This window comes from Affinundibacterium seohonense (genome assembly GCF_014284305.1).
GTDB lineage: Bacteria > Pseudomonadota > Gammaproteobacteria > Burkholderiales > Burkholderiaceae_D > Undibacterium > Undibacterium seohonense.
The window spans coordinates 255,237-277,787 of record NZ_JACOFW010000002.1; the positions used below are offsets into that span (position 1 = coordinate 255,237).

The following is a 22,551-nucleotide window of genomic DNA, read 5'->3' on the forward strand; positions in this document are numbered from 1 at the left end:
GTCGCAAATTTTCTAAAACGTGATTGAGATCATGGCGACTGCATACCAGAGTCGCCACCTATCTCCGTTTTAGAAACGATAGTCCAAAGTCAAAGTGTAAGTGCGTGGATTGCCGTAGAAGGCGGTGGTGCTGCCTTCACCCAAAGTTGGGAACAAATAACCAGCCACTTTGTAACGGGCATCATTCAAGTTTTTGCCATGCAAGCCAACGCGTACGCGATTGTCAGAACGGCTCCAAACTAAGCTAGCATCCCACAGCTTGTAACTGTCTTGATCGAGGATAGGTGTTGGTGTTTCGAACTGATAAGTCTTGCCACGGAATGCCAAGCCACTGCTCAAAGTGAGTTTGCCAGAATTGCCCAACATCGCCATATCCCAATCGTAGTTAGCACGGATGCTGGCTGTTTGTTTTGGTGTGTTTTGGAATACGCGTAAATGAGCGACGTCGATGTTCCCTGCGCCGACATACTTCGTATACTTGGCATCGATGTAGCTGAACATGCCTGACATGCTAAATGCGTCGGTCAAACGGGCTGTCGCTTCGAGTTCGACACCATCGATCTTGGCTTTACCGGCGTTGGTTGTCACACCCGCGAAGCTATCGTCTTTGCCATCACCATTCGTATCAATCGCGACTGAGCCAGGGATTTGCACATCTTTGTAATCGCTATGGAAAACCGCGACGTTCGTCAACACGGTATTTTTAGCAAAAGCTGATTTCAGACCAATTTCAAAGGTACTGATTTGCTCTGGCAAGAAACCTTGTTTCGCTTTGTCCAAAGTGAGTTTGGAACCAACCAAATTCATACGTGGATCGAAACCACCGCCTTTAAAACCTTCGGTCCAAGAAGCGTAAACGTTTTGATCCGCGCTAGCTTTCCAGCCGAGGGAAATGCGTGGTGTGAATTTTTTGTCTTCACGATGTAAATCGGATTTCGTTAAATTGGTATCGGTTCTGAACAAGACAGCCGCTGCATTGCCCATGCCAGGAGAACCCGCTGTACCCAAATAGATTTGACGCAAGATACTGGCTTCGCGTTTATCGACAGTGTAACGACCGCCAACCGAGAGGTTCAGGTCTTTACTCAAATCAAAACTGACATCAGCGAAAGCTGCCCAAGCTTTAGTATCGATATCGCCTTCCGTAAAAGTGGAAGTGCCGAGTAGGCGCACGTCAAATTTATTGTACGCATTCGCATCAATATAGTAGACGCCAGCCACACCTTGGAAGGCTTTGCCAGTGTAGGTCAACTGAAATTCCTGGCTGAACTGTTTGTTTTTATACTGTGCTGGTACGTCAAAATCGACAGTGCCCAATGAGTCGAAATCAATCGGCGCATACGAAGTGTCATGACGCGATGATGTGACCGATTTCAACATCAGATCCGATTCGAGCTGATATTCGACTAAAGCAGAAATGCCGCTTTGTGTCACTTGTTGTTTGCGACCGAGCGCGGTGTTCAAGTTAGCTCGGGTGTCATACACATTACTCAAGACTGGTGCGCCACTGATTTTGCCGACGGTTAAACGATGACCGTGTTTAGGATTGGAATCGTCTTGGCTGGTGTCCGCAGAAACGCGGATGAACAAAGAACTGTTTGGCAAAAACTCTGCGCTTAAGCGCGCTGCGGATACATCTTTGTTGTAGTTGTCTTCACCTGTCGTGAAGTTAGTACCGAAACCATTGCGTTTGAATTTTGCTAGCGTTCCGCCAACGCGTACTGTGTCTGATAATGCAGTGCTTGCTGTCAATACACCATCCATTTGACCATAGCTACCAACCGAGGCTTTTAAGCGCACATCAGTCGCTGGTCCCATTTTGCGTGTCACATATTTGACCGCGCCACCGATGGTGTTACGACCATACAAAGTGCCTTGTGGTCCACGCAAAACTTCGATGCGTTCGACATCATAAATATCAGCAACCGCACCTTGTGGACGTGCCAGATAAATATCATCGAGATAGATACCCACGCCAGATTCAAAACCGGCGAGTGGATCTTGTTGACCTACGCCGCGGATGAAGGATGTTAGTGTGGAGTTAGTACCGCGTGACGCGCTCATTGTCGTGTTCGGCAAAGTTAATACCAAGCCAGTGATATCGGCGACGCCGCTTTTTGATAATTGATCGGCGCTATACGCGGTAACAGAAACAGGTACGTCTTGCAGAGTTTCTTCGCGGCGGCGTGCGCTCACGACGACTTTGGAAATTTGTGTGTCGTCGGCAGCTTTTACTGCTGCGTCGGTAGTTTGCGCTTGGGCAAAGCCAACGCCGCTGCCATAAATGGCGAGAATGGCTGCTGCTGAACGGCTTAGCAAAATAAGTTTGCCTTGTGATTTTTTGGATGAGGTCATGATTTGTCTCCAGAGTTGTCGATATCTTTTATTTCGATCAAACCGAAGCTTGCAATGAATGTGCAATGGGCGGCTTATCGAAGCGGTCTTGCTGTTTTATTCGTTTCAGGTGGTATGCGATTGCATTAACACGGATTGGAGTGTGTATGAATTCAAAGCGCTTAGAAACCCGCGCTATTGCGCACCCACTGTGCATAAATGCACATTGATGTGTTATTTGCAATCAAAAGCGTAGTTTGTGAAGAAAAATGGGCGATTTACGCTGTTTTGGCAGAAATAAGCCCCAATATTGTGCAGTGCACGCACGTGGTAAGTGCGCAACAATCTGATCGATGCGCCAACTCGGCGCATTTTCCTCTTAATAAAAGAATATTTTTAACTAAATTGAAGTTGATTGCTAAACTTATGTGCTTTGATGCACAATCAAAGCACGCCGCGCAATCTTGTTTGCGGAATTGGACGAAATACTGAAATTGAGGAATGTGATGACGACTTTGCCCGAATGGACCGATCTGCGTTTCTTTCTAGAATTGGCTCGCACAGGTACCTTGTCTGGCACCTCGCGACGCTTGTCGGTGGAACATACAACGGTCGCACGACGCATTGATCGCCTCGAAGAACAACTAGGCGCAACCCTGTTTGATCGTAGTCGCGAGGGCTATCAATTGACGGAAATGGGACTCGCCTTATTGCCTCATGCCGAAGCGATGGAAAGCGCGGTTACCGCGGCACAAGATGAATTGACCGGTGCGCAAATTTCTGTGCGCGGGATTGTACGTTTGGGCGTACCAGAGATTTTAGGTTCACGCGTGGTTGCACCAGCCTTAGTCGACTTATTGCAAGCCCATCCTGATTTGAGCGTGGATCTATTGTTGCTACCGCGCTTTGCTAACCTGGCGAATCGTGAAGCGGATCTCGGTGTGATGTTAGATCCGCCGAGCACTGGACGTTATATGGTGACGCGCTTAGCCAGCTTTCGCATGTATATCTACGGCGCGCCTTCTTATTTGGCTAAGCACCCACCGATCACAGCGCATGCTGATTTAATCAAACATGACTTTGTCGATTATGTGCAGGACCGATTAGCCAGTAGTGGCTTGAACTACATGGGTGAACTTGGCTTCACACCGCATCGCCGTATGTGTTGTACTAGCTTGGCTGCCCAATGTGAGGCCGCAGCGTTGGGCTTGGGATTGATCCTAGCGCCACCTTATGCGGTACCTGACGATGGTCGTTTGGTGCGTGTCTTAGAGAATAATTTTTATGCAGAGCGTTCGTTCTGTTTGGTCGCGCCCACGGATCTGTATCGCTTGCAGAGAGTGCGTGTCGTGTGGAATTTGTTGCGTGATGTGGCGGAGAAAAATCCTGCCTTGTTTATTATTCCTTGAGTGCCCGATAATCAATTCAATGATCAATTTAATTTTGGGAGACAAGTGAAAAATTTTGCTTCCTAAGCACCGTTGCACTGATACATTAATAAAATGCATGACAATTTGTGTGTAAAATTCAGCCTGTTATTTTTAAAAAAAACACCAAATGAAACGAGTACACCTCTCACTCGCAAAGCAGTCTGGCGGTATCAGTTTATTGATGACAGCTGTGCTCATGATGGGGATTAGCCTCATAGGTATGAGCGTTCTCTATTACATGCGTTTTTCGCAATGGCCGATGCAGGCGAGTTTTAATCGTTGGGGGCAATCCCTGGGTGTCATTCAACAAGAAGTCAAAAAGGGTGCGGGGCTCGTTTCAAATAGCGCTGATTCTTCAACACTCGGTGAAGGACTACGCAAATGCAAGATTAAGGGCAAAGTCGTGTATTCCAATGTCGATTGTCTCGACAGTAATGACACGACGCGTTCACTGACATTGCAAGATAGTCGAGGTTTTTCTTTGCCACCACCTTCAGAAAAAAACGCTGCTTTAACCGCGAATTCGGGCCCGACTATACAAGAAAAGATGATGGACAGGGCTATAGATAAGGCGACCAAGTAACGCGTGTTTTTCACGGGGTCAATGCTTCCCGTAATAAGTCAGGCACTAGTGCAGTAGCGTTTTGCAGTCGCGTTTTGTAGTCCATGCTCTTGCAACACTGAATCTTTGATTGCTTCTACAATGCTTTCTCTTTAGATTAAAGTTAAACGTATAATTTTCATGGCATCATTTTCATCGTTTAAGTTAGGTGCCAGATTACTTCAGTCGCTGGTGTGGTGTCGTTCTTATCCTTGGCGTGCCGCGTGCGCATTGATACTGAGCTGCTTGCTCTTGTTCGATCAGGTTTTTCCACCGCCTATTCCGCAGGATGAAGCCGGGATGGTGGTGGTGGCGCGAGATGGCACGCCATTGCGAGCATGGCCAGACGCCGATGGCGTTTGGCGTTTTCCTGTGACACCTGACAAAGTTTCAGAAAAATATCTAGACGCCTTATTGACCTACGAAGATCGTTGGTTTTACTGGCATTTCGGTGTGAATCCACTGGCACTCACGCGTGCCGCTTGGCAATGGATGCGATATGGCGAGATCGTCTCCGGCGGCTCAACTTTAAGCATGCAAGTGGCGCGTGCTTTAGAGCCGGTACCGCGCAGTATGTCCGGCAAGCTCAAGCAAATTGCGCGTGCCTTGCAATTAGAGATACGTTTATCCAAACGAGAAATTCTCACCTTGTATTTGAACCACGCGCCAATGGGTGGCATCGTCGAAGGCGTAGAAATGGCGAGTCGCAGTTATCTCGGCAAAAGCGCCAAGCAACTTTCTGCTGCCGAAGCGGCATTATTGGTGGTATTGCCGCAAGCGCCTTCACGTTTACGGCCAGATCGCCATCCCGCACGCGCGCAATTGTATCGCGACAAAGTTTTAAAGCGCATGGCGCAATTGCAGCATTGGTCGCAAGCAGAAGTTGATGATGCCTTGATTGAAAAAGTTGGGGCTAATCCACCCCGCTTAGCGTGGCTTGCCCCCTTAGCTGCCGAGCGTTTACGGCAGTCGGCGAAACGTCAAAAAGTGAAAAAGATCGGCGGGGAAGCGACCATCGTACAGTCGACTTTAGATCGTGAGGTGCAGACTTTACTGGAACGGATGCTGGTAGATAAAGTGAGTCAATTGCCTCGCTTCGTGTCGATGGCAGCGCTAGTGATGGATAGTAAGACGATGGAAGTGCTCGGCTATGCTGGCTCGGCCGACTTTGCTGATGAACGACGTTTTAATCATGTCGATATGGTGCGAGGAATCCGTTCTCCGGGCTCGACCCTAAAACCTTTTCTGTACGCGATGGCTTTAGATGATGGGCTGATTCATTCCGAGAGTTTATTGGCTGATACACCGCAGTCATTCAGTGGCTATGATCCTGGCAATTTTCAAGCGAATTTTTCAGGGCCGGTGAGCGTGTCAGAGGCTTTGCAGAGATCCTTAAATGTCCCTGCTGTTGACCTGCTTGATCGCATTGGATCTGCGCGTTTTGCGGCACGCTTGTCAAGCGCTGGTTTGCGTTTGCGGCTTCCCAAAGACGCCATGCCTAACCTCAGTATCATACTCGGTGGTGCTGGCACTAGTTTGGAAGAGTTAGTCGGCGCCTACCGTTCTCTGGCTATGGCAGGTATGGCGGGAGCACCACGCATCACGCCCGATGCACCAGTGCGCGAAGCGAGAATGATGAGTGCAGGTGCTGCTTTTATTATTCGCAATATCTTGGAAACTGGCGGACATCCTGATCAACCTTTTGTAGAGGATGACGGCAGCGGTGTCCGCTTAGCGTGGAAAACTGGAACGAGCTATGGATTCCGCGATGCCTGGGCAGTTGGTGTGAGTGGTCGTTACACCTTGGGTGTGTGGGTCGGACGTCCTGATGGTACACCGAACCCCGGTTTTTTTGGTGCCAATGTCGCAGCGCCCTTATTGCAGCAAATTGCTTTCGCGTTACCACGTAGTTACACCTCACAATCCAGACCTGCCGCCGTAAGTACTGCGCAAATTTGTTGGCCGCTAGGGATTTCCGCTGATAAAACCTCGGCGGCACACTGTCACGTTAAACGAAGTGCATGGATCTTAAATGACACTATTCCACCAACGCTCCCTGATCGTCTGCGGACGAACAGCCTGATAGAAACCATCTGGATCGATCCGCAAACGCAACTACGCACCACGCCAAGTTGTCATCAACAATCACAACAAGCAGAGGTGGCGCGTTGGCCTGCACTATTAGAAGCATGGCTTAGTCCACAACGCAAACAAGATCTGGGTTTAGTTCCTTGGGCTGCTAATTGTGTGCAGCTTAATGTGATCGGCAGTATTAAATTGATGGGAATTAACCAAGGCAGTCGACTGCGTAACGCCCCAGGAAAGTCAGATGTGACGATTAGCCTGGACGCTGTCGGTGGCACCGGTCAACATTATTGGCTATTGGATGGTAAGCAAACTGAAAATGCCAATGGCAAAAAGCGTCAAAGTTTTATTATCAGTACCAGCGGTACTCACAGCATTACCGTTATTGACGCCGCAGGTCATGTGGATAGTGTTAGTTTTGTAGTGGATAAACGGAATTAACTTAATGCTGCTTGCTATGTTGACCAGACTGGTTGCGATTAACAATCGACCGGCAATGTGAAATCACAGTTAGCTAGTCGGTATTACTCCGGTCTATCCAACTTAGTCGACAACAATATCGTCGAAAACGTATCCACCACGCCTTTAATCAACCGTATCTTATCAATCACGGCATCAAGCTCATGCGTTGATTCGGTTGATAGCATCGCACACAAATCATAGCGCCCGCTGACGGTATAGAGTTTGATGATTTCATGCCGCTTGGTGAGGGCGCGCATGATTTCTGGCTCGTGTTGCGATTCGATAGAAATCAATACCATCGCCCGAATGCTGGGGCGGCTGCGGCTGACCGAGATATCTACCGTGTAGCCGCTGATAATGCCGCGATCTTCTAGTGACTTTAAACGCAATTGAGCTGTGCTACGCGCGCAGCCTAGAGCCTTTGCCATTGCGACGATGGGGAGGCGGGCATTCACTTTGAGTAAATCGATGATTTGTTGGTCGAGTGGGTCAATTTTGTTTGGCATGGCGGAATTCGGCTAATTTCAGGCACTTTGTTTGATTGTCATACATTATGACTGATTTTCGTCTGTTGTTTAAGTCGTTTTGTGCGTTTGTGGCGGCATAACTCCTCTTTACACTATCCCCCTGTCACCCACATGGGTATCGATCACATTCTGCTGGCATTCCTTATATAAAGAGAGAGACATCATGGACCAAAAAGTCGAGTTTAATCCAATCAAGAAATTACTGACACGCGCGGAATTAGACGCTTATGATCCAGAGTCTGAATCTTGGCAAAAGCAGTTCACACGTCGTTATTCTCATCACTCCGAATTGATGGGTGTTTTGAATAATGTGGAAGACGTGGATAACACAGTCTACAAAAAATTCGCGGTGGCGATTACGCCATACATGGCGCAACTGATGGATAAAGATGATCCTAATTGCCCTATCCGTTTGCAATACATGCCTTCTCATCACGAGCAAACTATCCCTGGTTTCGCGACCTCTTTGGACCAATTAGGTGAAGAGGGCGATACGATTCCTGGTACTAGCGTGGTGCATCGTTATCCACGTCGCGTGTTGTTCTTGGTATCGAATACATGCGCAACTTTGTGCCGCTTCTGCACACGCAAGCGTATGGTTTCTCAGCCTGATGGCTCCGTCGCTAAAGACGAAATCGAAGCATCTATCGATTACATCGCGAGCAATCCAGAGATTGAAGACGTGCTCTTGTCTGGTGGTGATCCATTGACATTTACCGATGAGCGTTTGGATTACATCCTCGGCGAATTGCGCCGTCGCGCACCGCATGTCCGCTTCTTGCGTATGGGTTCACGTATGGTCGTGCAATTGCCAACACGCGTTACACCAGAGTTGTGCGCAGTATTGGAAAAGCATCGCGTACAGATGATCAATATCCATATCGGCCATCCAAAAGAAATCACACCTTTGCTGCGTCAACGCGTAAAGATGATACAAAAAGCCGGCATCATGATGGGCTTGCAAACGGTCTGTTTGAAAGGCGTGAATGATGATGTGATGGTTATGCGTGATTTGTTCATGCAGACGATCGAAATGGGTGTACGTCCTTACTACGTTTATTCCACAGATATGGTGGAAGGTGCAGCACATTTCATCGTGCCACATCACCGCATGATTGAATTGTATGAAGGTTTGCGTGGTTGGATCAGTGGTCCAGCAGTACCAACCTTCGTGGTTGATGGTTTGGGCGGCTTGGGTAAATTGCCTATTATTCCAACTTATGTACGTGAAGAAGAATTACCTGATGGTAGCGGTACAACGGTGAAATGCCGTAACTACAAAGGCATGACTATCGATATGCCAGGCTTGGGTCATGACTTCAGCTTGCCTACGCGTAGTAACTAAGAAGCTGGCATTTGAAGCCCTTCTCCCGCAAGCGGGAGAAGGGTGGGGATGAGGGGCGTTCAGGAATGAATGTCGGGCGTTAATTGAGTAAATTTCAGCATTGATTCTTTCCAGCGATGCAGCGATTTCAGCCACCCTCACCCTAACCCTCTCCCGCTCGCGGGAGAGGGGATATCCGCTGCACTCATCCACCAAATTATCCCATTCTGCTCATCATGACATTCACAACCCCAAGCTCCCCATACGGTATCCACCGCGTCATCGAACCCCTAGGCGTCCTGCCACAAGGCGCATGGAAAATCGATAACACGATGGAGATCACAGATAATGAAATCCTGATCGATGTTTCTGCATTGAACATCGACGCTGCCAGCTTCACGCAAATCAAACAAGAAGCCAATGGCGATGAAGCTAAGGTTGCGGAAATTGTGAAAGGCATCGTTGAGAAACGCGGTAAGCATCACAATCCGGTGACGGGTTCTGGCGGTATGTTGATTGGTACGATCTTAGAAATCGGTTCTGCACTCGCAGGCAAGATTGATCTGAAAGTTGGCGACAAGATTGCCACGTTGGTGTCTTTGTCTTTGACACCATTGCGCATCGATGAAATCGTCAAGATTCATATGCAAAAAGATCAGATTGAAATCAAGGGTAAAGCGATTTTGTTTGAAACCGGCCTGTACGCCAAACTGCCAGAAGACATCGATGAAAAGATGGCATTGGCGATTTTGGATGTGGCTGGTGCGCCTGCGCAGACAGCACGTTTGGTGAAAGAAGGCGACACCGTCGTCGTTATCGGTGGCGGCGGAAAATCAGGTACTTTGTGCGTATATGAAGCAAAAAAACGCGCAGGCAAAAATGGTTGCGTGATCGGCGTTTCCCCGTTCGAAAAAGACTGCCAACGCATGAAGGATTTAGGTTGGGCTGATCATACTTTGCAAGTCGATGCGACCAATGCTTTGGCGTTGATGGAAGCTGTGTCCAATGTGACGAATGGCGCGATGGCGGATCTGGTCATCAACTGTGTAAATATTCAGAACACCGAAATGGGCAGCATCTTGTCCACCAAACAGCACGGCAAAATCTATTTCTTCTCGATGGCAACTAGCTTTACCGCAGCAGCCTTGGGTGCGGAAGGCGTTGGCAAAGACGTAGAAATGATCGTTGGTAATGGCTACGCGACTGGTCATGCAGAGCACTCATTGGCTTTATTGCGCGAGAGTGAAACACTGCGCAAGTTGTTTACCGAACTCTACGTTTAATAGCTTAGAAAGTCATCGACGATGGAATTCAAAAATCCTACTCTGAGCAATATACAAACCAGCCCGCTTTGGCAGCGCATCCACGATAGTGGTATGCAAACCTTGGCGCTCATGGGTATGACCAAAAATACCGGTAAGACAGTCGCGATGAATCACGTGCTAGCGCAAGCAGCGGCGGGGCAAGTGGATATCGGTTTGACCTCGATTGGTCGTGATGGTGAAGACCGCGATCAAGTATTTTTCAACCCTAAGCCACCGATCATGGTGTGGCCTGGCAATCTGGTCGCTACCGCACGCGAGACTTTGCAGCGCGCTAAGGTGCGTTGGAAGTTAATCGATTCGACCCAAATCGATAGCCCTATGGGTGAGATTCTGGTCGTCAAAGTCTTGGAATACGGTGAGATGGAAGTCGCTGGCGCGTCGCGCGGCAGTGATCAGCTAAAAGTGATCGCACGTCTACGTCAATGCGGCGCGAGTTTAGTGATTTTGGACGGTGCTTTAGGCCGTAGTCACCATGCGTCTCCAGCGATTGCTGATGGCGTGATTCTGGCAACCGGTGCCGCAATCGGCGGCGGGATACAAGACGTAATTCGTAAGACACGTGATCGTCTTGGTATCCTCGGCATCAAACAAGCTGACGATGGCATAAAGGCGCAATGCGAAGCCGTGTTCACACAAGGCGGTGTTGGTATTTGGGATCAAGACGGTAAGACACTCTTCTTGGAAGAAATCGCTACTTTGAATGCGGGCGCGAAGTTGATGGAATTTATCGATGCCGATGTGGGCACGATTGCGGTTAGTGGTGCAGTTGGACGTCAATTGTGGCGCGCCTTAAGTAGCTTGGCGGAACGTCATCCGACATTGACTGTAGTTGTTGCAGATGGCACGAAATTATTTATAGAAAACACCGATTTATTGATCTTTCAAAAGCTTGGTGCGAAATTGGTCGGGTATCGTGGTATTAATTTGACCGGGATCACCTTGAATCCATTTTCGCCCATGGGTGGCAGCTTTGAAGCTGCTGAGTTTTTGGATGTGGCAAAGAATGCCTTCATCGGTTACGACGTATGTGACGTTGTACTAGAAGCGACATCGGACGAAAAAATTAAAGAAACAGGAGAAGCAGCATGAGCCATTTACAACTAGATCAGGCACAAATCGATCGCGCACGCGATTCAGCGCGCCGCATTGCACGTCAAGTGTTCGATGAAATGTCACAGTACACCACCACGACAGTCGAACGCGCGACTTTGCGTTTGTTAGGTATCGACGGCATTGATGAAAATTATGTGCCTTTGCCAAACGTGGTCGTTGATCATTTGCAAGCGCAAAACCTATTGCAACATGGTGCGGCACCGATCGTGGTCGCTGCTATGCAAGAAAATAACATGACGGCTCAAGAAGTTGCCGAGGCGGTTTCTAAAGGCACGTTGACATTGGCTTTGCCAAAAGATGCAGATGCTGCGCGCAAGGCAACCGAAGCGCAAGCGGCGATCATGTGCGAACGTATCGCCAATCAACGCGCTTTCCGCGCTAAGCAGATTGAGACGATGGGCGAAGCACCAACGCCTTGGCTGTATCTGATCGTCGCGACAGGCAATATTTATGAAGACGTAGTGCAAGCGCGTGCTGCCGCCGAGCAAGGCGCTGACATCATTGCGGTGATTCGTTCGACCGGTCAAAGTTTGCTCGACTACGTGCCTTACGGCGCAACCACCGAAGGTTTTGGTGGTACGTATGCGACACAAGAAAACTTCAAATTGATGCGCGCCGCTTTGGATGAAGTTGGTGAAAAACTCGGTCGTTATATTCGTTTGACGAACTACTGCTCCGGTCTGTGTATGCCAGAGATTGCAGCGATGGGTGCGATTGAACGTCTCGATATGATGCTCAATGATTCCATGTACGGCATCATCTTCCGCGACATCAATATGAAGCGTACTTTCATTGATCAATTCTTCTCACGTATGGTCAACGCCTATGCAGGCATTATCATCAATACGGGTGAAGATAATTACCTGACGACGGCCGATGCTTATGAAGCTGCACACACCGTTTTGGCTTCGCAGTTAATTAACGAACAGTTCGCCTATTTGTCAGGCTTGCAGCCAGATCAAATGGGCCTCGGCCATGCATTTGAAATTCACCCTGAATTAGAAAACGGCTTCTTGTGGGAAATGGCACATGCCCAATTAGTGCGTCAGGTTTTCCCTGATGCTGCATTGAAATACATGCCGCCAACTAAGCATATGACAGGTAATATTTTCAAAGGTCAGGTACAGGACACCTTGTTCAATATCGTCAGCACCGTCACCAATCAAAATATTCACTTGCTCGGCATGATGACCGAAGCGATTCATACGCCTTTCATTCAAGATCGTTTCTTAGCGATTCAAAACGCGAAATATGTGTTCGGTACTATGAAGGATTTGCATTCTGAGATCGAATTCAAATCAGGCGGCAAGATAGAAACACGTGCGCAAGAAGTTTTAGCAGAGACAGAAAGTATCTTGGCAGAGATAGAAAAAATGGGTTTGTCAGCAGCGATTGGTAAGGGCACCTTTGCAGAGATCTCACGTACACCAACTGGCGGTAAAGGTTTGGCTGGCGTGATCACTAAAGCCGCGGATTACTACAATCCATTCCCACAATTGATGTTGTCAACGAAGTTGCCAACGAAGTTGCCAACACAAGCAGCGTAAGGAGAAAAACATGACAACAATGGCTGATATCAAAAAACCAGAACAATGGGTCAAACCTTACGGCGACACCATGAACGATGGTCGTGTACAGGTCTCATTTACTTTGCCAGTGGCACTCGATGAAACTTCCAAAGAAGGCGCGAAGCGCCTAGCTTTGTTGATGGGCTTGGAAGAACCCGCTGTCGTACATTGCGAGGACATGGGTAAAGGTTTTAGTTTTTACGTGGTCTACGGTCAGTGCAAACATCAGGTCGATTTGTCTAGCTTCCAAGTGGTGAAGCCAGAATACGAAACGCTCGATAAATATGCGATCGATGCTTTGATCGCCGAGAAAATGGGTCGTCGTATGGTCGTGATTGGTGCATGTATTGAAACTGATGCGCACACCGTTGGCATTGACGCGATCATGAATATGAAGGGCTACAACGGTCACAAAGGCTTAGAGAGTTATCACGAAGTGCGCGCCATCAATATGGGTGCGCAGGTCGATTCCGAAGAATTGATCGCACGTGCCATCGAAGAAAAAGCCGACGTGATTTTGGTGTCGCAAGTCGTGACGCAGAAAAATATTCACCTCGATAATTTGACTAAGTTGTCCGACTTGTTAGAAGCCGAAGGCTTGCGTGATAAGGTGATCTTGGTCGTTGGTGGTCCGCGTATTAGTCATGAATTGGCGAAGGAACTTGGCTACGATGCTGGCTTTGGTACTAAGTCGTATGCAGAAGATGTGGCATCGTTTGCGATTCATGAATGGATTAAGCGTCACGCTGCTTAATGGAGTGTATATCCCCTCTCCCGCAAGCGGGAGAGGGCTAGGGTGAGGGTGGTTCAGAAGCGATGAAGCCCTCAGTGATCAAAAGACTTCGGTGCAGAATGGTTTTTTATTTAAAATTATTTTATCCGAATTAGAATCACCCTCATCCCCAACCCTTCTCCCGCTTGCGGGAGAAGGGAGTGTTGATCACAATTAAAAAGAGGTAATGATGGAAGATTTATCCAAGTACACGAGTTTGATTCGCCTGCGTATGGGTTCGCACGATGCGCACTATGCAGGTGATCTGGTTGATGGCGCGAAGATGTTGAATTTGTTTGGCGATGTGGCGACAGAATTGTTAATTCGTAGTGATGGCGATGAAGGTTTGTTTGTGGCCTACGATAATGTGCAATTTATGGCACCGGTGTTTGCTGGTGATTATATTGAAGCGACGGGTCGTATTGTTTCTATGGGCAAGACTTCACGTAAGATGGAGTTTGAAGCGCGTAAGGTGATTTCTCCTGCGAAGATTGCTGGTCAGGTTTCTGCTGCTGATGTGTTGGCTGAGCCTGTTGTTGTTTGTAAGGCTTCTGGGACCTGTGTGGTGCCTGCGGATTTTCAGCGGATTAAACGCTGATCTGTTTTTGCTTGGTTTGAGGTTGTTGTGATGTGATTTTTGTAGGGCGGGTGCAACCCGCGCTGTGTTGTTTGGGTTTTGATTTGACGTTACTTGTTGCTTGTGGTTTAGTAGGTCGGGGGTGGCCCGACAGCCAGTTACCTTTTTTGCTTCGCCAAAAAAGGTAACCCAAAAAAGGCGACCACGCTGCCACTGGCCTTCGGCTTCCCAATTGTGCGGGACAAAAAATGGGAAAGTGTCGAAACTCGCTTCGCTCAGACAACGACACTTTCTTTATCCATTTTCTGTCCCGCACAATTGGCAGTGTCAGAAGTGGATGAAAGTCAAAGTCAAAAACAACGTCAAAAGCAACGTCAAAAGCAACGGCAACATCAAAACAATCAGTACCGACGGCATTAAGTTTTCTAATAGCGGTTGTAGGTCGTTGCTTTTGACCTACCCTCGTTTGAGACGATGTAATTTGCGCTTCACAGAAAATGGATAAGAAAGTGTTGTTGTCTGAGCGTAGCGAGTTTCAACACTTTCCCATTTTTTGTGATGCGCAAATTATGCTGAAGCGAAGCGTAAGCACCCCGAAGGGGCGAGTCTACGGTCGCCTTTTTTGGATTACCTTTTTTGGCGAAGCAAAAAAGGTAATTGGCTGTCGGGCCACACCCGACCAGTGAACGATGAGAAAGCTCGAACGAGAAAACGAAGTATAGAAAATGCAGACTTGTGAAGGACGAGTAAATGCGAACGCGAAAACGAAGTACAAAAGAAGAAACAGCGCGGGTTGCACCCGCCCTACAAATAAATTAAAAAGTCTGTGCAAGAATGCGCAAAGAATGTACTGAATAAAGAGACAAAAATCATGGAAAAACTCATCATCACAGCCGCACTAACAGGCGCAGAAGTCACCCGCGAACAACAACCCAATCTCCCCATCACCCCAGACGAAATCGCCGATGCCGCGTTCGAATGCGCCAAAGCCGGTGCCGCCATCGTCCACGTACATGGTCGCTACGATGACGGCACACCAACCCAAGACAAAGAAGTCTATCGCCAAATCATCACCAAAGTACGCGAACGTTGCGATGTGATCGTACAGGTTTCAACGGGTGGTGCAGTTGGCATGACTGCACAGGAACGCCTCGCACCAGTCACACTCAAACCAGAAATGGCAACCCTGTCTATGGGCTCCGTCAATTTCGGTAATGATGTATTCATGAATCATCCCGACGATATGGATATCTTCGCGACGACTATGAAAGACTTGGGCGTCAAAATCGAGTATGAAGTATTCGACACCGGCATGATCACGACCGTGAATCGCTGGTTGAAAAAAGGCTTAATCACCGCGCCATTACACGTGGATTTCGTACTCGGCATTCCCGGTGCGATGGCTGGTACGCCAGAGGCATTGATGTATATGCGTTCGCAATTGCCCGCTGATGCAAGTTGGACGGTAGCGGGTATTGGTGCTGCCCAATTGCCATTAGCAACGATGGCGATTATTCTTGGTGGTCACGTGCGTGTTGGTTTTGAAGACAATGTGTACTACCGCAAAGGCGAACTTGCCAATAGCAATGCACAATTAGTAGAGCGTGTGGCACGCATCAGTCGTGAACATGATCGTGCGGTTGCAACGCCGGATGAAGCGCGTAAGATTTTGGGGATGCCTGCACGGGCTTGAGGCGTTCTTTTCGGCTAGCGAAATTAAAAACGCAGATAGGAACCTTTGTTTCTATCTGCGTTTTTTTAGATTAAATTAGATGGAGAGAATAGGGTTAGCGAAACGTCCTTATTTTTCAGTTTTCTGCTTTTCACTAAGCACAAATTTGTATGTCATCTGATTCCATTCTTTTGCTTGGCTTTGTAAGAAAACTAACTGCCCATATTCATCCATGGTTGATTCGCGACCAGATATTTTTAGCCAAGTGTCATAAAGCTTATCGAACTCAGTTAAATCTAATTCTGGGAGTTTAGACTTAGAGATATCAATAACACTTATGAAGTCCTCGCTATTCAATAGAAACTTTTCTTGAGAATTGTCGATGCCAAGCAAATCAAATAACAGTTCGAGTTCCTTGTTGTTTGACAATGTGACGACAAAGAATTCTTCGCAAGCTTCACTCAAGGCTTCCATTGAGTTAAAGTTCTTTTCATCGGCGTTATTTGTTGATGCAAGTAGAAAATGGCGCATTCACCTTTCTCCTTGAAAGAGACAACTTAGATTAATCATCCCCCAAACTAGCCAACAACTCAGCCTGATGCTCAGCCACCAGCGCATTGGTCAGTTCGGTCAGATCTCCATCCATAATGAAATCGAGTTTGTACAAGGTCAGGTTGATCCTGTGATCCGTCATGCGGCCCTGTGGGTAGTTGTAAGTACGGATACGTTCGCTGCGGTCGCCAGAACCGATCAAACTCTTACGGGTCGCTGCTTCTTCTGCTTGTTTCTTGCGCAATTGACCGTCCATGATGCGGGTCGCTAATACGCGCATGGCTTGCGCTTTGTTTTGATGTTGGCTGCGACCATCTTGGCATTCGACCACGATGCCGGTTGGGATGTGGGTTAAACGTACTGCGGAATCGGTCTTATTAATATGCTGACCACCGGCACCTGAGGCGCGGAAGGTATCGATGCGCAGATCGGCATTGTTGATCACTACGTCGGTGAGTTCATCGGCTTCAGGCATCACCGCTACGGTACACGCCGAGGTGTGAATACGGCCTTGGGTTTCTGTCGCCGGTACGCGTTGAACACGATGTCCGCCCGATTCAAATTTGAGTTTGGAATACGCACCAAAACCAGCGATGCGAATAATGACCTCTTTATAGCCGCCAAGCTCGGAAGGTGATTCGGACATCACTTCGATTTGCCAGCGATTGCGTTCGGCAAAGCGGGTGTACATGCGCAATAAATCACCTGCAAACAAACCGGCTTCGTCACCACCTGTACCGGCACGAATTTCTAACAAAATATTGCGTTCATCGTTAGGATCTTTCGGTAACAACATGGTTTGCAGTTCGCGTTGCAAGGCTTCGATGCGATCTTTGCCTGCTTGAATTTCTTCTTGTGCAAAGTCCTTCATATCGGGATCGTTCAACATCTCTTGCGCTTCGACGATGTCACTCTGCGCTTGTTGATAGTTGTGATACAGCGCGACCAAAGGCTCTAATTCCGCATGTTCGCGATTGAGTTTGCGATAGGTGTCCATATCATTGGTGACACCTTCTTGTACCAGTAATTGACCAACCTCGACCAGACGTTCTGAGAGTTGATCGAGTTTATGTAGCATCGATGGTTTCATGATTTTATTTCGCTTTATGCTGTAGTGGCTCTCGATATTCTTGAATGTCGTTGAGCCATGAATAATTAAATCGGGGGAAGTCGTCGTGACGACGAGGCATGCAGTTGGTATCGTGCATGCTCAGAAAGCTTGAGGTAGCTAACGCTTAGTGCGGAATAATTGTGGCAGCAGGCGCACCAGATGCGCGCGTTCTTCGCCTTGCGCTTGATGCAAAGCTTGCTGTGGACCGTGCAAGAATTTGGCTGTGATGCCTTTAGACAAAGCTTCTAACACCGCTTCTATATCATCGCCGCGTGCCAGCATTTTACGGGCGCGTTCTAATTCGTGTTGGCGTACTTGTTCACTGGTTTCGTGCAAATCTTGGATGACCGGTACTACATGACGACCATCAACCCAATGCATAAACGATTGCACCCGGGTCTCAATAATCGCTTCTGCTTGCGCCACTGCTGCATGACGATTTTCTAAACCGCTTTGCACTACGCTGGCTAGATCATCAACAGTGTACAAAAACACGTCGTCGAGTTGTGCGACTTCGGATTCTATATCACGTGGTACGGCTAGGTCGACCATGAAAATTGGGCGATGTTTGCGTGTCTTAATTGCTCGTTCTACTAAACCGAGACCGATGATGGGTAGTGAAGATGCTGTGCAAGAAATGATGATGTCGAATTCATGTAAGCAATTCGGCAACTCAGCCAGACGAATCGCTTTGCCGCCAAAACGATTGGCGAGTGTTTCACCACGTTCTAAGGTGCGATTGGCAATCGTAATGTTCTTAGGATTTTGTGCAGCAAAATGCGTTGCGCACAGTTCTATCATTTCACCTGCGCCGATAAACAGCACTTTTTGATCCGCAATTTTGTCGAAAATGCGTTGTGATAAACGTACTGCCGCTGCCGCCATAGAAACACTATGTGCTCCAATTTCTGTCGTCGAACGGACTTCTTTCGCCACCGCAAAGGTACGTTGAAACAATTGATGCAAATAAGTGCCGAGTCCACCCGCTTCGTCAGCTTGACGTACCGCTTCTTTCATCTGCCCGAGAATCTGCGGTTCACCTAAGACCATAGAATCTAAACCAGAAGCCACGCGGAAGGCGTGACGCACTGCATTGTCTTGCGGTAGGGTGTAGAGATGGTGGCGTAAATCTGCGTAAGGCAACTTATGAAAATCTGCCAAAAAATGCGCAGTCATATCGATAGGATTGTCTACATCGGCAACCGCGTATAGTTCAGTACGATTGCATGTCGATAAGACCGCTGTCTCTGATGCCTGAGTCGATCCGTTACGTGCAAACCACGAGCGCGCGCCTACCACTGCCTGAGAAATTTGCTCAGGAGAGAACGCCACCTTCTCTCGTAAAGAGACAGGGGCAGTCGTGTGATTGAGGCCGACGGCGAGTAGTTGCATAGGATTATTTGGTTGGAGGGCGCCATTATAGCGCGACTCGCCTCATCCTTCATCATCGCTTAGGGCTTCTTGCTTTAAATTAATATGCTGAGGAAACGAAGATTATCAAAGCATGTATAACGGATTTTTCTAAATGCAACTTTTTATTTAATTTATTTTATTTAATTGAAGTAAGTGAATTTACTAATATGTAGCATCGTTGCTAGCATATATTGTAACATGCAGGCATTTTGCCAGAAACGAACTTATTGGAGACTATTATGAAAAGTAAATTGAGTAAGAAGATTTGTTTTGCCACACTTTTGTTTTTTGCATCGATGAGTGCATCGTTCGCGATGGCACCACAGTGGGTAGAATGTGTTGAAGCGTGCAAAGAAGCTGGCGGGAGTTTTATTCCATGCTACGATTTTTGCCGCGAACTTTTCCCTCCGAATCCTTAACAGCTAGAGTAATTTGCAATTGATAAAGTATTGCAATTGACTTGTGTGATTTCACGATCTGAATCATTGATCGTGAAACTGCGCTTGGTTGCTAAACGTGACGATTAAACCTTCGTTAGTCTCGACAGATAGGTTGAAAGACTTTTGTATGGCAATAGAGTAGTCTTAATTTAAAGAATTTTATGAAAACTTTTATTTATTTTTGTCCGCTCAAACTAGTTATTGTAAGTTTTATTTTTGTCATCGGGGGAACATCTGTCGCTAAGGTGAGTTCACAAGACGAAGTGCCGAAGCCAAAAACGCGAAAAGAATGTGTCAAGATGTTTAAGGAGAAATTTAGCGATCCGGTCGATATCTCAGCCCAAGCTAGTAAGGAATTACTTCAACTCATTCAGGACTTGGAAACCGCGACCGATCCTGATAAGCGAAAATTGTTAGAGGAAAAGAAGAAGGTAGAAATGGTGAAGTTCTCGGAAAATATAGACGCGCTAGCCAACAAACTGTGTGATCGCTTAATTAAGTAATGAGTCTTTTTTATGCATACGTTGATACGACGGCAGTCCAAGGAAAGAGTGAGAAATATCTGTGCGTAAATTGAATGTAATTTGTGGCTTGCTACTGTGTTGCACACCAGCATGGAGCCAGAATCTTTCCACCGCTACTCAAAAGAGCGCCGACAATACTATTGATAAAAGGGCAGATAAAATCGAGCCTCAAAAAGTCACCATTAATGCAGCACAAACAGACATTGCCGCCAGTCGTGATTTCGCTGCCGGTAAGCTCATTATTGGACGTCAAAGAATCGCAGAAAGTGGTTTACAAAATGCGGCGGAAATGCTCAAACGTGAGCCCGCCGTGACCGTCGGTAAAGATGGGCAAATTGGTTTGTTGGGTTTGCCTGGCTACACCCAGATTCTATTAAATGGTCAAAATCCAGTCGGTAGAAATCCTTTGGACATGGATTTGTCTGAAATCGAACGAATAGAAATTATTAAGTCTGCGACCGCTCAGACCGGACCCTTTGGGATCGCTGGGTCGATTAATATCATTACAAGGAAGATAGCGCGCACCAAGTCTCAGCAAGTCTCTGCTGGCGTGAAAGACGCGGCTGGTGCTTATGGGGTAAATGGTGCTTGGTCGATTAACGAAGCGAGTCTGGATAGCCCATGGCAGTCGAGATTATCGGTTTCCGTCGATCGGAGACATGATAAGAACCCTTTCGTCTTTGTGCAAAACGAAGGAGATAGCGAGCAAAAAGCGCCAGCGCAATTTCAAGGCCAAGGGCGAACTGAAAACATCCTTGAAGGATTGAGCATTGAATCGAATTTCGCGTATCGATTTAATACCGAAAATACGCTGTCGTTTAATCCTAGCGCGAACTATCTAAAATTAGATACTCAAAATGAGGAGGATCGTTATTATGCAAATGGGACACTGTGGCAAATCCTCGGGAATTCAAATACAAAATTATTGATGCTCAGCGCACCACTATCCTGGAGTCGCCAAGTTGGAGAGGATGGTCAACTAAAAGTCGATGTAAGTGCAAGTCGCAATCAAGTTTTAACCAGCTCCGATAGCCGCAATAGGCTAAATGCCCCGTCCCCGATGACTAGTCATTCCCTGAGTGAAGACAATACAGACACGAACACCTATCGCCTCAACGTCAATTATGTACAGAGTATGGAAGGTGGACACGAACTTACTACAGGCTTGAATTGGACGAAGAAAGTGCAAAATTCTACTAATCATTATTGGCTCAATGGCCGGCCTGATGTGAGTCTGGCTCAGTTTGGTGCCGCTAATCGTTTAGATAATGCGGCGCTTCGTTTATTTATACAAGACGAATGGCGCATGAATAAAACTACCGCTTTCAATGCGGGCATGTCAGGTGAGGATAGTGCCTCTGATATTCGCGAGGGACCTTTAGTCAGTCGAGCGCATTATCGGGTATGGTCGCCGACGTTTCATTTTTCTAAAAAGGTCCCGGGCGATATCAAACGACAATTTCGATTGTCTTTGGCCAAAAGTTTTAAAGCCCCCTATGCAAGTAGTTTGATGTTGCGACCCAATGTGAATGTGCTTGCCCCGTGTTCTTCTTACTTGGTGTGCCCTCAAAATTCGCTCGACACAACTGATAGTGCCGGCAATCCAGGCTTGCAAGCGGAGCGCGCCTTGGCACTCAATTTAAGTTACGAACATGGATTGAGTGACGATAGTCAAATTGGTTTTGAAGTCTATGCAAGACAGATAGAGCAGCAGTTTGGGCGAGCAATTTCACTTGAAACGGTTGCCTGGTCAACGCTGCCACGGTATGTGAGTCGTCCGGTCAATATAGGTGATGCGCAGATTGTTGGTGCTAGTGTTGATTGGACATTGGCCTTGCGTGACGCGTGGCAAACAGCACCGAAGATAGAGGTTAGAGGTAGTGTTGGCCGCGCGCATTCTGTCGTGAGTAATTTGCCTGCACCATATAACCATCTCGAAGGCCAAACACCGTGGCGCGCCAAATTGGGCATGACTTACGATGTGACCGGCGTACCTTTGAAAATCAATGTCGATGCGAACTGGCTGCCTGGTGACTGGATACGCAATAATCTAGTCCAAAAAACTTACGAATCGAGACACGCCTCTTACAGTGCGAATGCGACATGGACGGCCAGCAAAACGATGAAGTGGATCATGAGTTTAAACAATCTGTTTGCGCCTACTAAGTACGGCATAAAAGAGTATATCTTCGAGGGAAATTCAGGTCAAAAATTCATACAAAGACAATCCGAGAAAACCAGTTATACGCAGCTAAGTGTGCGTGTAGAGATAAAATTGTAGAGAGAGATTATGCAAGGTAAGGTAAAAATTTGGCTTAGAGATGGCGTAGTATTATTAGCGACTATTGCTTTGGCTATTTGGTTGGGCGCGCAACTACCGAGATGGTATTCAATGGTAAAAGGGCCATTCAAAAATGGTGATTACTCACAGCATGTTAAGTCGCAAACTTACGCACTTACCTTATATGGCACTTCTACATGCCCTCACTGTGATACGGCGCGTCGTTTTTTGAACGAGGCGGGGATTCTGTTTAATGATTTAGTCGTAGATAAGTCTAAAGTCGCGGAAGTTGCCTACAAAACCTTGGGCGAAAAAGCCGTTCCTGTTTTTGTAAGTGAGGACAAATTGATCGTAGGTTTTGATAAAGAGGCTTATCTCAAATTGATAGCGTCGGTGAAGTCTAAATAGATAATCTGAATCAGTGGGAATGCGCTTGTTGA

Annotated in this window: 18 protein-coding genes; 13 read left to right on the forward strand and 5 right to left on the reverse strand. The window is 47.4% G+C overall.

The genetic code is table 11. From position 1 onward, the window contains the following. Positions 1 to 69: 69 nt before the first annotated feature. Complete coding sequence (locus tag H8K52_RS03155; protein ID WP_186921350.1) at positions 70 to 2,355, reverse strand: TonB-dependent receptor; 2,286 nt, start codon at positions 2,353 to 2,355, stop codon at positions 70 to 72. A gap of 485 nt (positions 2,356 to 2,840) precedes the next feature. On the opposite strand from H8K52_RS03155, the gene H8K52_RS03160 reads away from it, so the two are divergent. The 3 genes from H8K52_RS03160 to pbpC all read left to right on the forward strand — a co-directional run bounded on the left by H8K52_RS03160 (position 2,841) and on the right by pbpC (position 6,891). Next, on the forward strand, positions 2,841 to 3,743 hold the full coding sequence (locus tag H8K52_RS03160; RefSeq protein ID WP_186921352.1) for a LysR family transcriptional regulator: 903 nt from the start codon (positions 2,841 to 2,843) through the stop codon (positions 3,741 to 3,743). Between the two features lie 148 nt (positions 3,744 to 3,891). Continuing rightward, the gene (locus H8K52_RS03165) at positions 3,892 to 4,347 is read left to right on the forward strand and encodes a hypothetical protein (RefSeq protein WP_186921354.1); all 456 of its coding nucleotides are present in this window, start codon (positions 3,892 to 3,894) and stop codon (positions 4,345 to 4,347) included. Positions 4,348 to 4,506: 159 nt separating this feature from the next. Further along, positions 4,507 to 6,891 carry a penicillin-binding protein 1C gene (pbpC, locus tag H8K52_RS03170; protein ID WP_186921356.1) on the forward strand — a complete coding sequence of 795 codons (2,385 nt, stop codon included), beginning with the start codon at positions 4,507 to 4,509 and terminating at the stop codon, positions 6,889 to 6,891. An 83-nt stretch (positions 6,892 to 6,974) separates the two neighbouring features. Here pbpC and H8K52_RS03175 read toward each other — a convergent pair whose 3' ends face one another. Then, on the reverse strand, positions 6,975 to 7,418 hold the full coding sequence (locus H8K52_RS03175) for an Lrp/AsnC family transcriptional regulator (RefSeq protein WP_222612449.1): 444 nt from the start codon (positions 7,416 to 7,418) through the stop codon (positions 6,975 to 6,977). A 184-nt stretch (positions 7,419 to 7,602) separates the two neighbouring features. On the opposite strand from H8K52_RS03175, the gene H8K52_RS03180 reads away from it, so the two are divergent. The 7 genes from H8K52_RS03180 (at position 7,603) to kce (ending at position 15,811) form a co-directional block, all read left to right on the forward strand. Further along, positions 7,603 to 8,784, forward strand: a complete 1,182-nt coding sequence (locus tag H8K52_RS03180) for a KamA family radical SAM protein (RefSeq protein ID WP_186921358.1) — start codon at positions 7,603 to 7,605, stop codon at positions 8,782 to 8,784. 215 nt (positions 8,785 to 8,999) lie between these two features. Continuing rightward, complete coding sequence (gene kdd, locus H8K52_RS03185; protein WP_186921360.1) at positions 9,000 to 10,046, forward strand: L-erythro-3,5-diaminohexanoate dehydrogenase; 1,047 nt, start codon at positions 9,000 to 9,002, stop codon at positions 10,044 to 10,046. Positions 10,047 to 10,067: 21 nt separating this feature from the next. Then, positions 10,068 to 11,177, forward strand: a complete 1,110-nt coding sequence (gene kamB, locus H8K52_RS03190; protein WP_186921362.1) for a lysine 5,6-aminomutase reactivase subunit KamB — start codon at positions 10,068 to 10,070, stop codon at positions 11,175 to 11,177. Further along, positions 11,174 to 12,748, forward strand: coding sequence for a lysine 5,6-aminomutase subunit alpha (gene kamD, locus H8K52_RS03195; protein ID WP_186921364.1), 1,575 nt, complete (start codon positions 11,174 to 11,176; stop codon positions 12,746 to 12,748). The genes kamB and kamD overlap by 4 nt, the downstream gene beginning before the upstream one ends. A gap of 10 nt (positions 12,749 to 12,758) precedes the next feature. Continuing rightward, on the forward strand, positions 12,759 to 13,523 hold the full coding sequence (gene kamE / locus H8K52_RS03200; protein ID WP_246464244.1) for a lysine 5,6-aminomutase subunit beta: 765 nt from the start codon (positions 12,759 to 12,761) through the stop codon (positions 13,521 to 13,523). 208 nt (positions 13,524 to 13,731) lie between these two features. Then, positions 13,732 to 14,139, forward strand: coding sequence for a 3-aminobutyryl-CoA ammonia lyase (gene kal, locus H8K52_RS03205; RefSeq protein WP_186892694.1), 408 nt, complete (start codon positions 13,732 to 13,734; stop codon positions 14,137 to 14,139). Between the two features lie 850 nt (positions 14,140 to 14,989). Continuing rightward, a complete protein-coding gene (kce, locus tag H8K52_RS03210; RefSeq protein ID WP_186921366.1) occupies positions 14,990 to 15,811 on the forward strand; it encodes a 3-keto-5-aminohexanoate cleavage enzyme in 822 nt (273 codons plus the stop codon). 108 nt (positions 15,812 to 15,919) lie between these two features. On the opposite strand, the gene H8K52_RS03215 is transcribed toward kce, so the two are convergent. From H8K52_RS03215 to hemA, 3 genes are all read right to left on the reverse strand, one after another. Further along, entirely contained in the window at positions 15,920 to 16,321 is a 402-nt protein-coding gene (locus tag H8K52_RS03215; protein ID WP_186921368.1) for a hypothetical protein, read from the reverse strand. 31 nt (positions 16,322 to 16,352) lie between these two features. Next, positions 16,353 to 17,432: a peptide chain release factor 1 gene (prfA, locus tag H8K52_RS03220; RefSeq protein WP_186921370.1), complete on the reverse strand. Its 1,080-nt coding sequence runs from the start codon at positions 17,430 to 17,432 to the stop codon at positions 16,353 to 16,355. 138 nt (positions 17,433 to 17,570) lie between these two features. Next, entirely contained in the window at positions 17,571 to 18,845 is a 1,275-nt protein-coding gene (gene hemA / locus H8K52_RS03225; protein ID WP_186921372.1) for a glutamyl-tRNA reductase, read from the reverse strand. A 622-nt stretch (positions 18,846 to 19,467) separates the two neighbouring features. Between hemA and H8K52_RS03230 the strand changes: the two genes are divergently transcribed. The 3 genes from H8K52_RS03230 (at position 19,468) to H8K52_RS03240 (ending at position 22,519) form a co-directional block, all read left to right on the forward strand. Continuing rightward, on the forward strand, positions 19,468 to 19,809 hold the full coding sequence (locus tag H8K52_RS03230; protein ID WP_186921374.1) for a hypothetical protein: 342 nt from the start codon (positions 19,468 to 19,470) through the stop codon (positions 19,807 to 19,809). Positions 19,810 to 19,870: 61 nt separating this feature from the next. Further along, the gene (locus H8K52_RS03235; protein WP_186921376.1) at positions 19,871 to 22,111 is read left to right on the forward strand and encodes a TonB-dependent receptor plug domain-containing protein; all 2,241 of its coding nucleotides are present in this window, start codon (positions 19,871 to 19,873) and stop codon (positions 22,109 to 22,111) included. A 9-nt stretch (positions 22,112 to 22,120) separates the two neighbouring features. After that, a complete protein-coding gene (locus tag H8K52_RS03240) occupies positions 22,121 to 22,519 on the forward strand; it encodes a glutaredoxin family protein (RefSeq protein ID WP_186921378.1) in 399 nt (132 codons plus the stop codon). Positions 22,520 to 22,551: the final 32 nt, after the last annotated feature.

What these genes read in the sequence shown, in the direction of transcription:
- kce (WP_186921366.1), top strand. Translation starts at nt 14,990, where the DNA reads ATGGAAAAACTCATCATCACAGCCGCACTAACAGGCGCAGAAGTCACC.
- kamB (WP_186921362.1), top strand. Translation starts at nt 10,068, where the DNA reads ATGGAATTCAAAAATCCTACTCTGAGCAATATACAAACCAGCCCGCTT.
- H8K52_RS03230 (WP_186921374.1), top strand. Translation starts at nt 19,468, where the DNA reads ATGAAAACTTTTATTTATTTTTGTCCGCTCAAACTAGTTATTGTAAGT.
- kal (WP_186892694.1), top strand. Translation starts at nt 13,732, where the DNA reads ATGGAAGATTTATCCAAGTACACGAGTTTGATTCGCCTGCGTATGGGT.
- H8K52_RS03155 (WP_186921350.1), bottom strand. Translation starts at nt 2,355, where the DNA reads ATGACCTCATCCAAAAAATCACAAGGCAAACTTATTTTGCTAAGCCGT.
- hemA (WP_186921372.1), bottom strand. Translation starts at nt 18,845, where the DNA reads ATGCAACTACTCGCCGTCGGCCTCAATCACACGACTGCCCCTGTCTCT.
- H8K52_RS03160 (WP_186921352.1), top strand. Translation starts at nt 2,841, where the DNA reads ATGACGACTTTGCCCGAATGGACCGATCTGCGTTTCTTTCTAGAATTG.
- kamD (WP_186921364.1), top strand. Translation starts at nt 11,174, where the DNA reads ATGAGCCATTTACAACTAGATCAGGCACAAATCGATCGCGCACGCGAT.
- prfA (WP_186921370.1), bottom strand. Translation starts at nt 17,432, where the DNA reads ATGAAACCATCGATGCTACATAAACTCGATCAACTCTCAGAACGTCTG.
- H8K52_RS03180 (WP_186921358.1), top strand. Translation starts at nt 7,603, where the DNA reads ATGGACCAAAAAGTCGAGTTTAATCCAATCAAGAAATTACTGACACGC.
- H8K52_RS03165 (WP_186921354.1), top strand. Translation starts at nt 3,892, where the DNA reads ATGAAACGAGTACACCTCTCACTCGCAAAGCAGTCTGGCGGTATCAGT.
- kamE (WP_246464244.1), top strand. Translation starts at nt 12,759, where the DNA reads ATGACAACAATGGCTGATATCAAAAAACCAGAACAATGGGTCAAACCT.
- H8K52_RS03215 (WP_186921368.1), bottom strand. Translation starts at nt 16,321, where the DNA reads ATGCGCCATTTTCTACTTGCATCAACAAATAACGCCGATGAAAAGAAC.
- H8K52_RS03240 (WP_186921378.1), top strand. Translation starts at nt 22,121, where the DNA reads ATGCAAGGTAAGGTAAAAATTTGGCTTAGAGATGGCGTAGTATTATTA.
- H8K52_RS03175 (WP_222612449.1), bottom strand. Translation starts at nt 7,418, where the DNA reads ATGCCAAACAAAATTGACCCACTCGACCAACAAATCATCGATTTACTC.
- kdd (WP_186921360.1), top strand. Translation starts at nt 9,000, where the DNA reads ATGACATTCACAACCCCAAGCTCCCCATACGGTATCCACCGCGTCATC.
- pbpC (WP_186921356.1), top strand. Translation starts at nt 4,507, where the DNA reads ATGGCATCATTTTCATCGTTTAAGTTAGGTGCCAGATTACTTCAGTCG.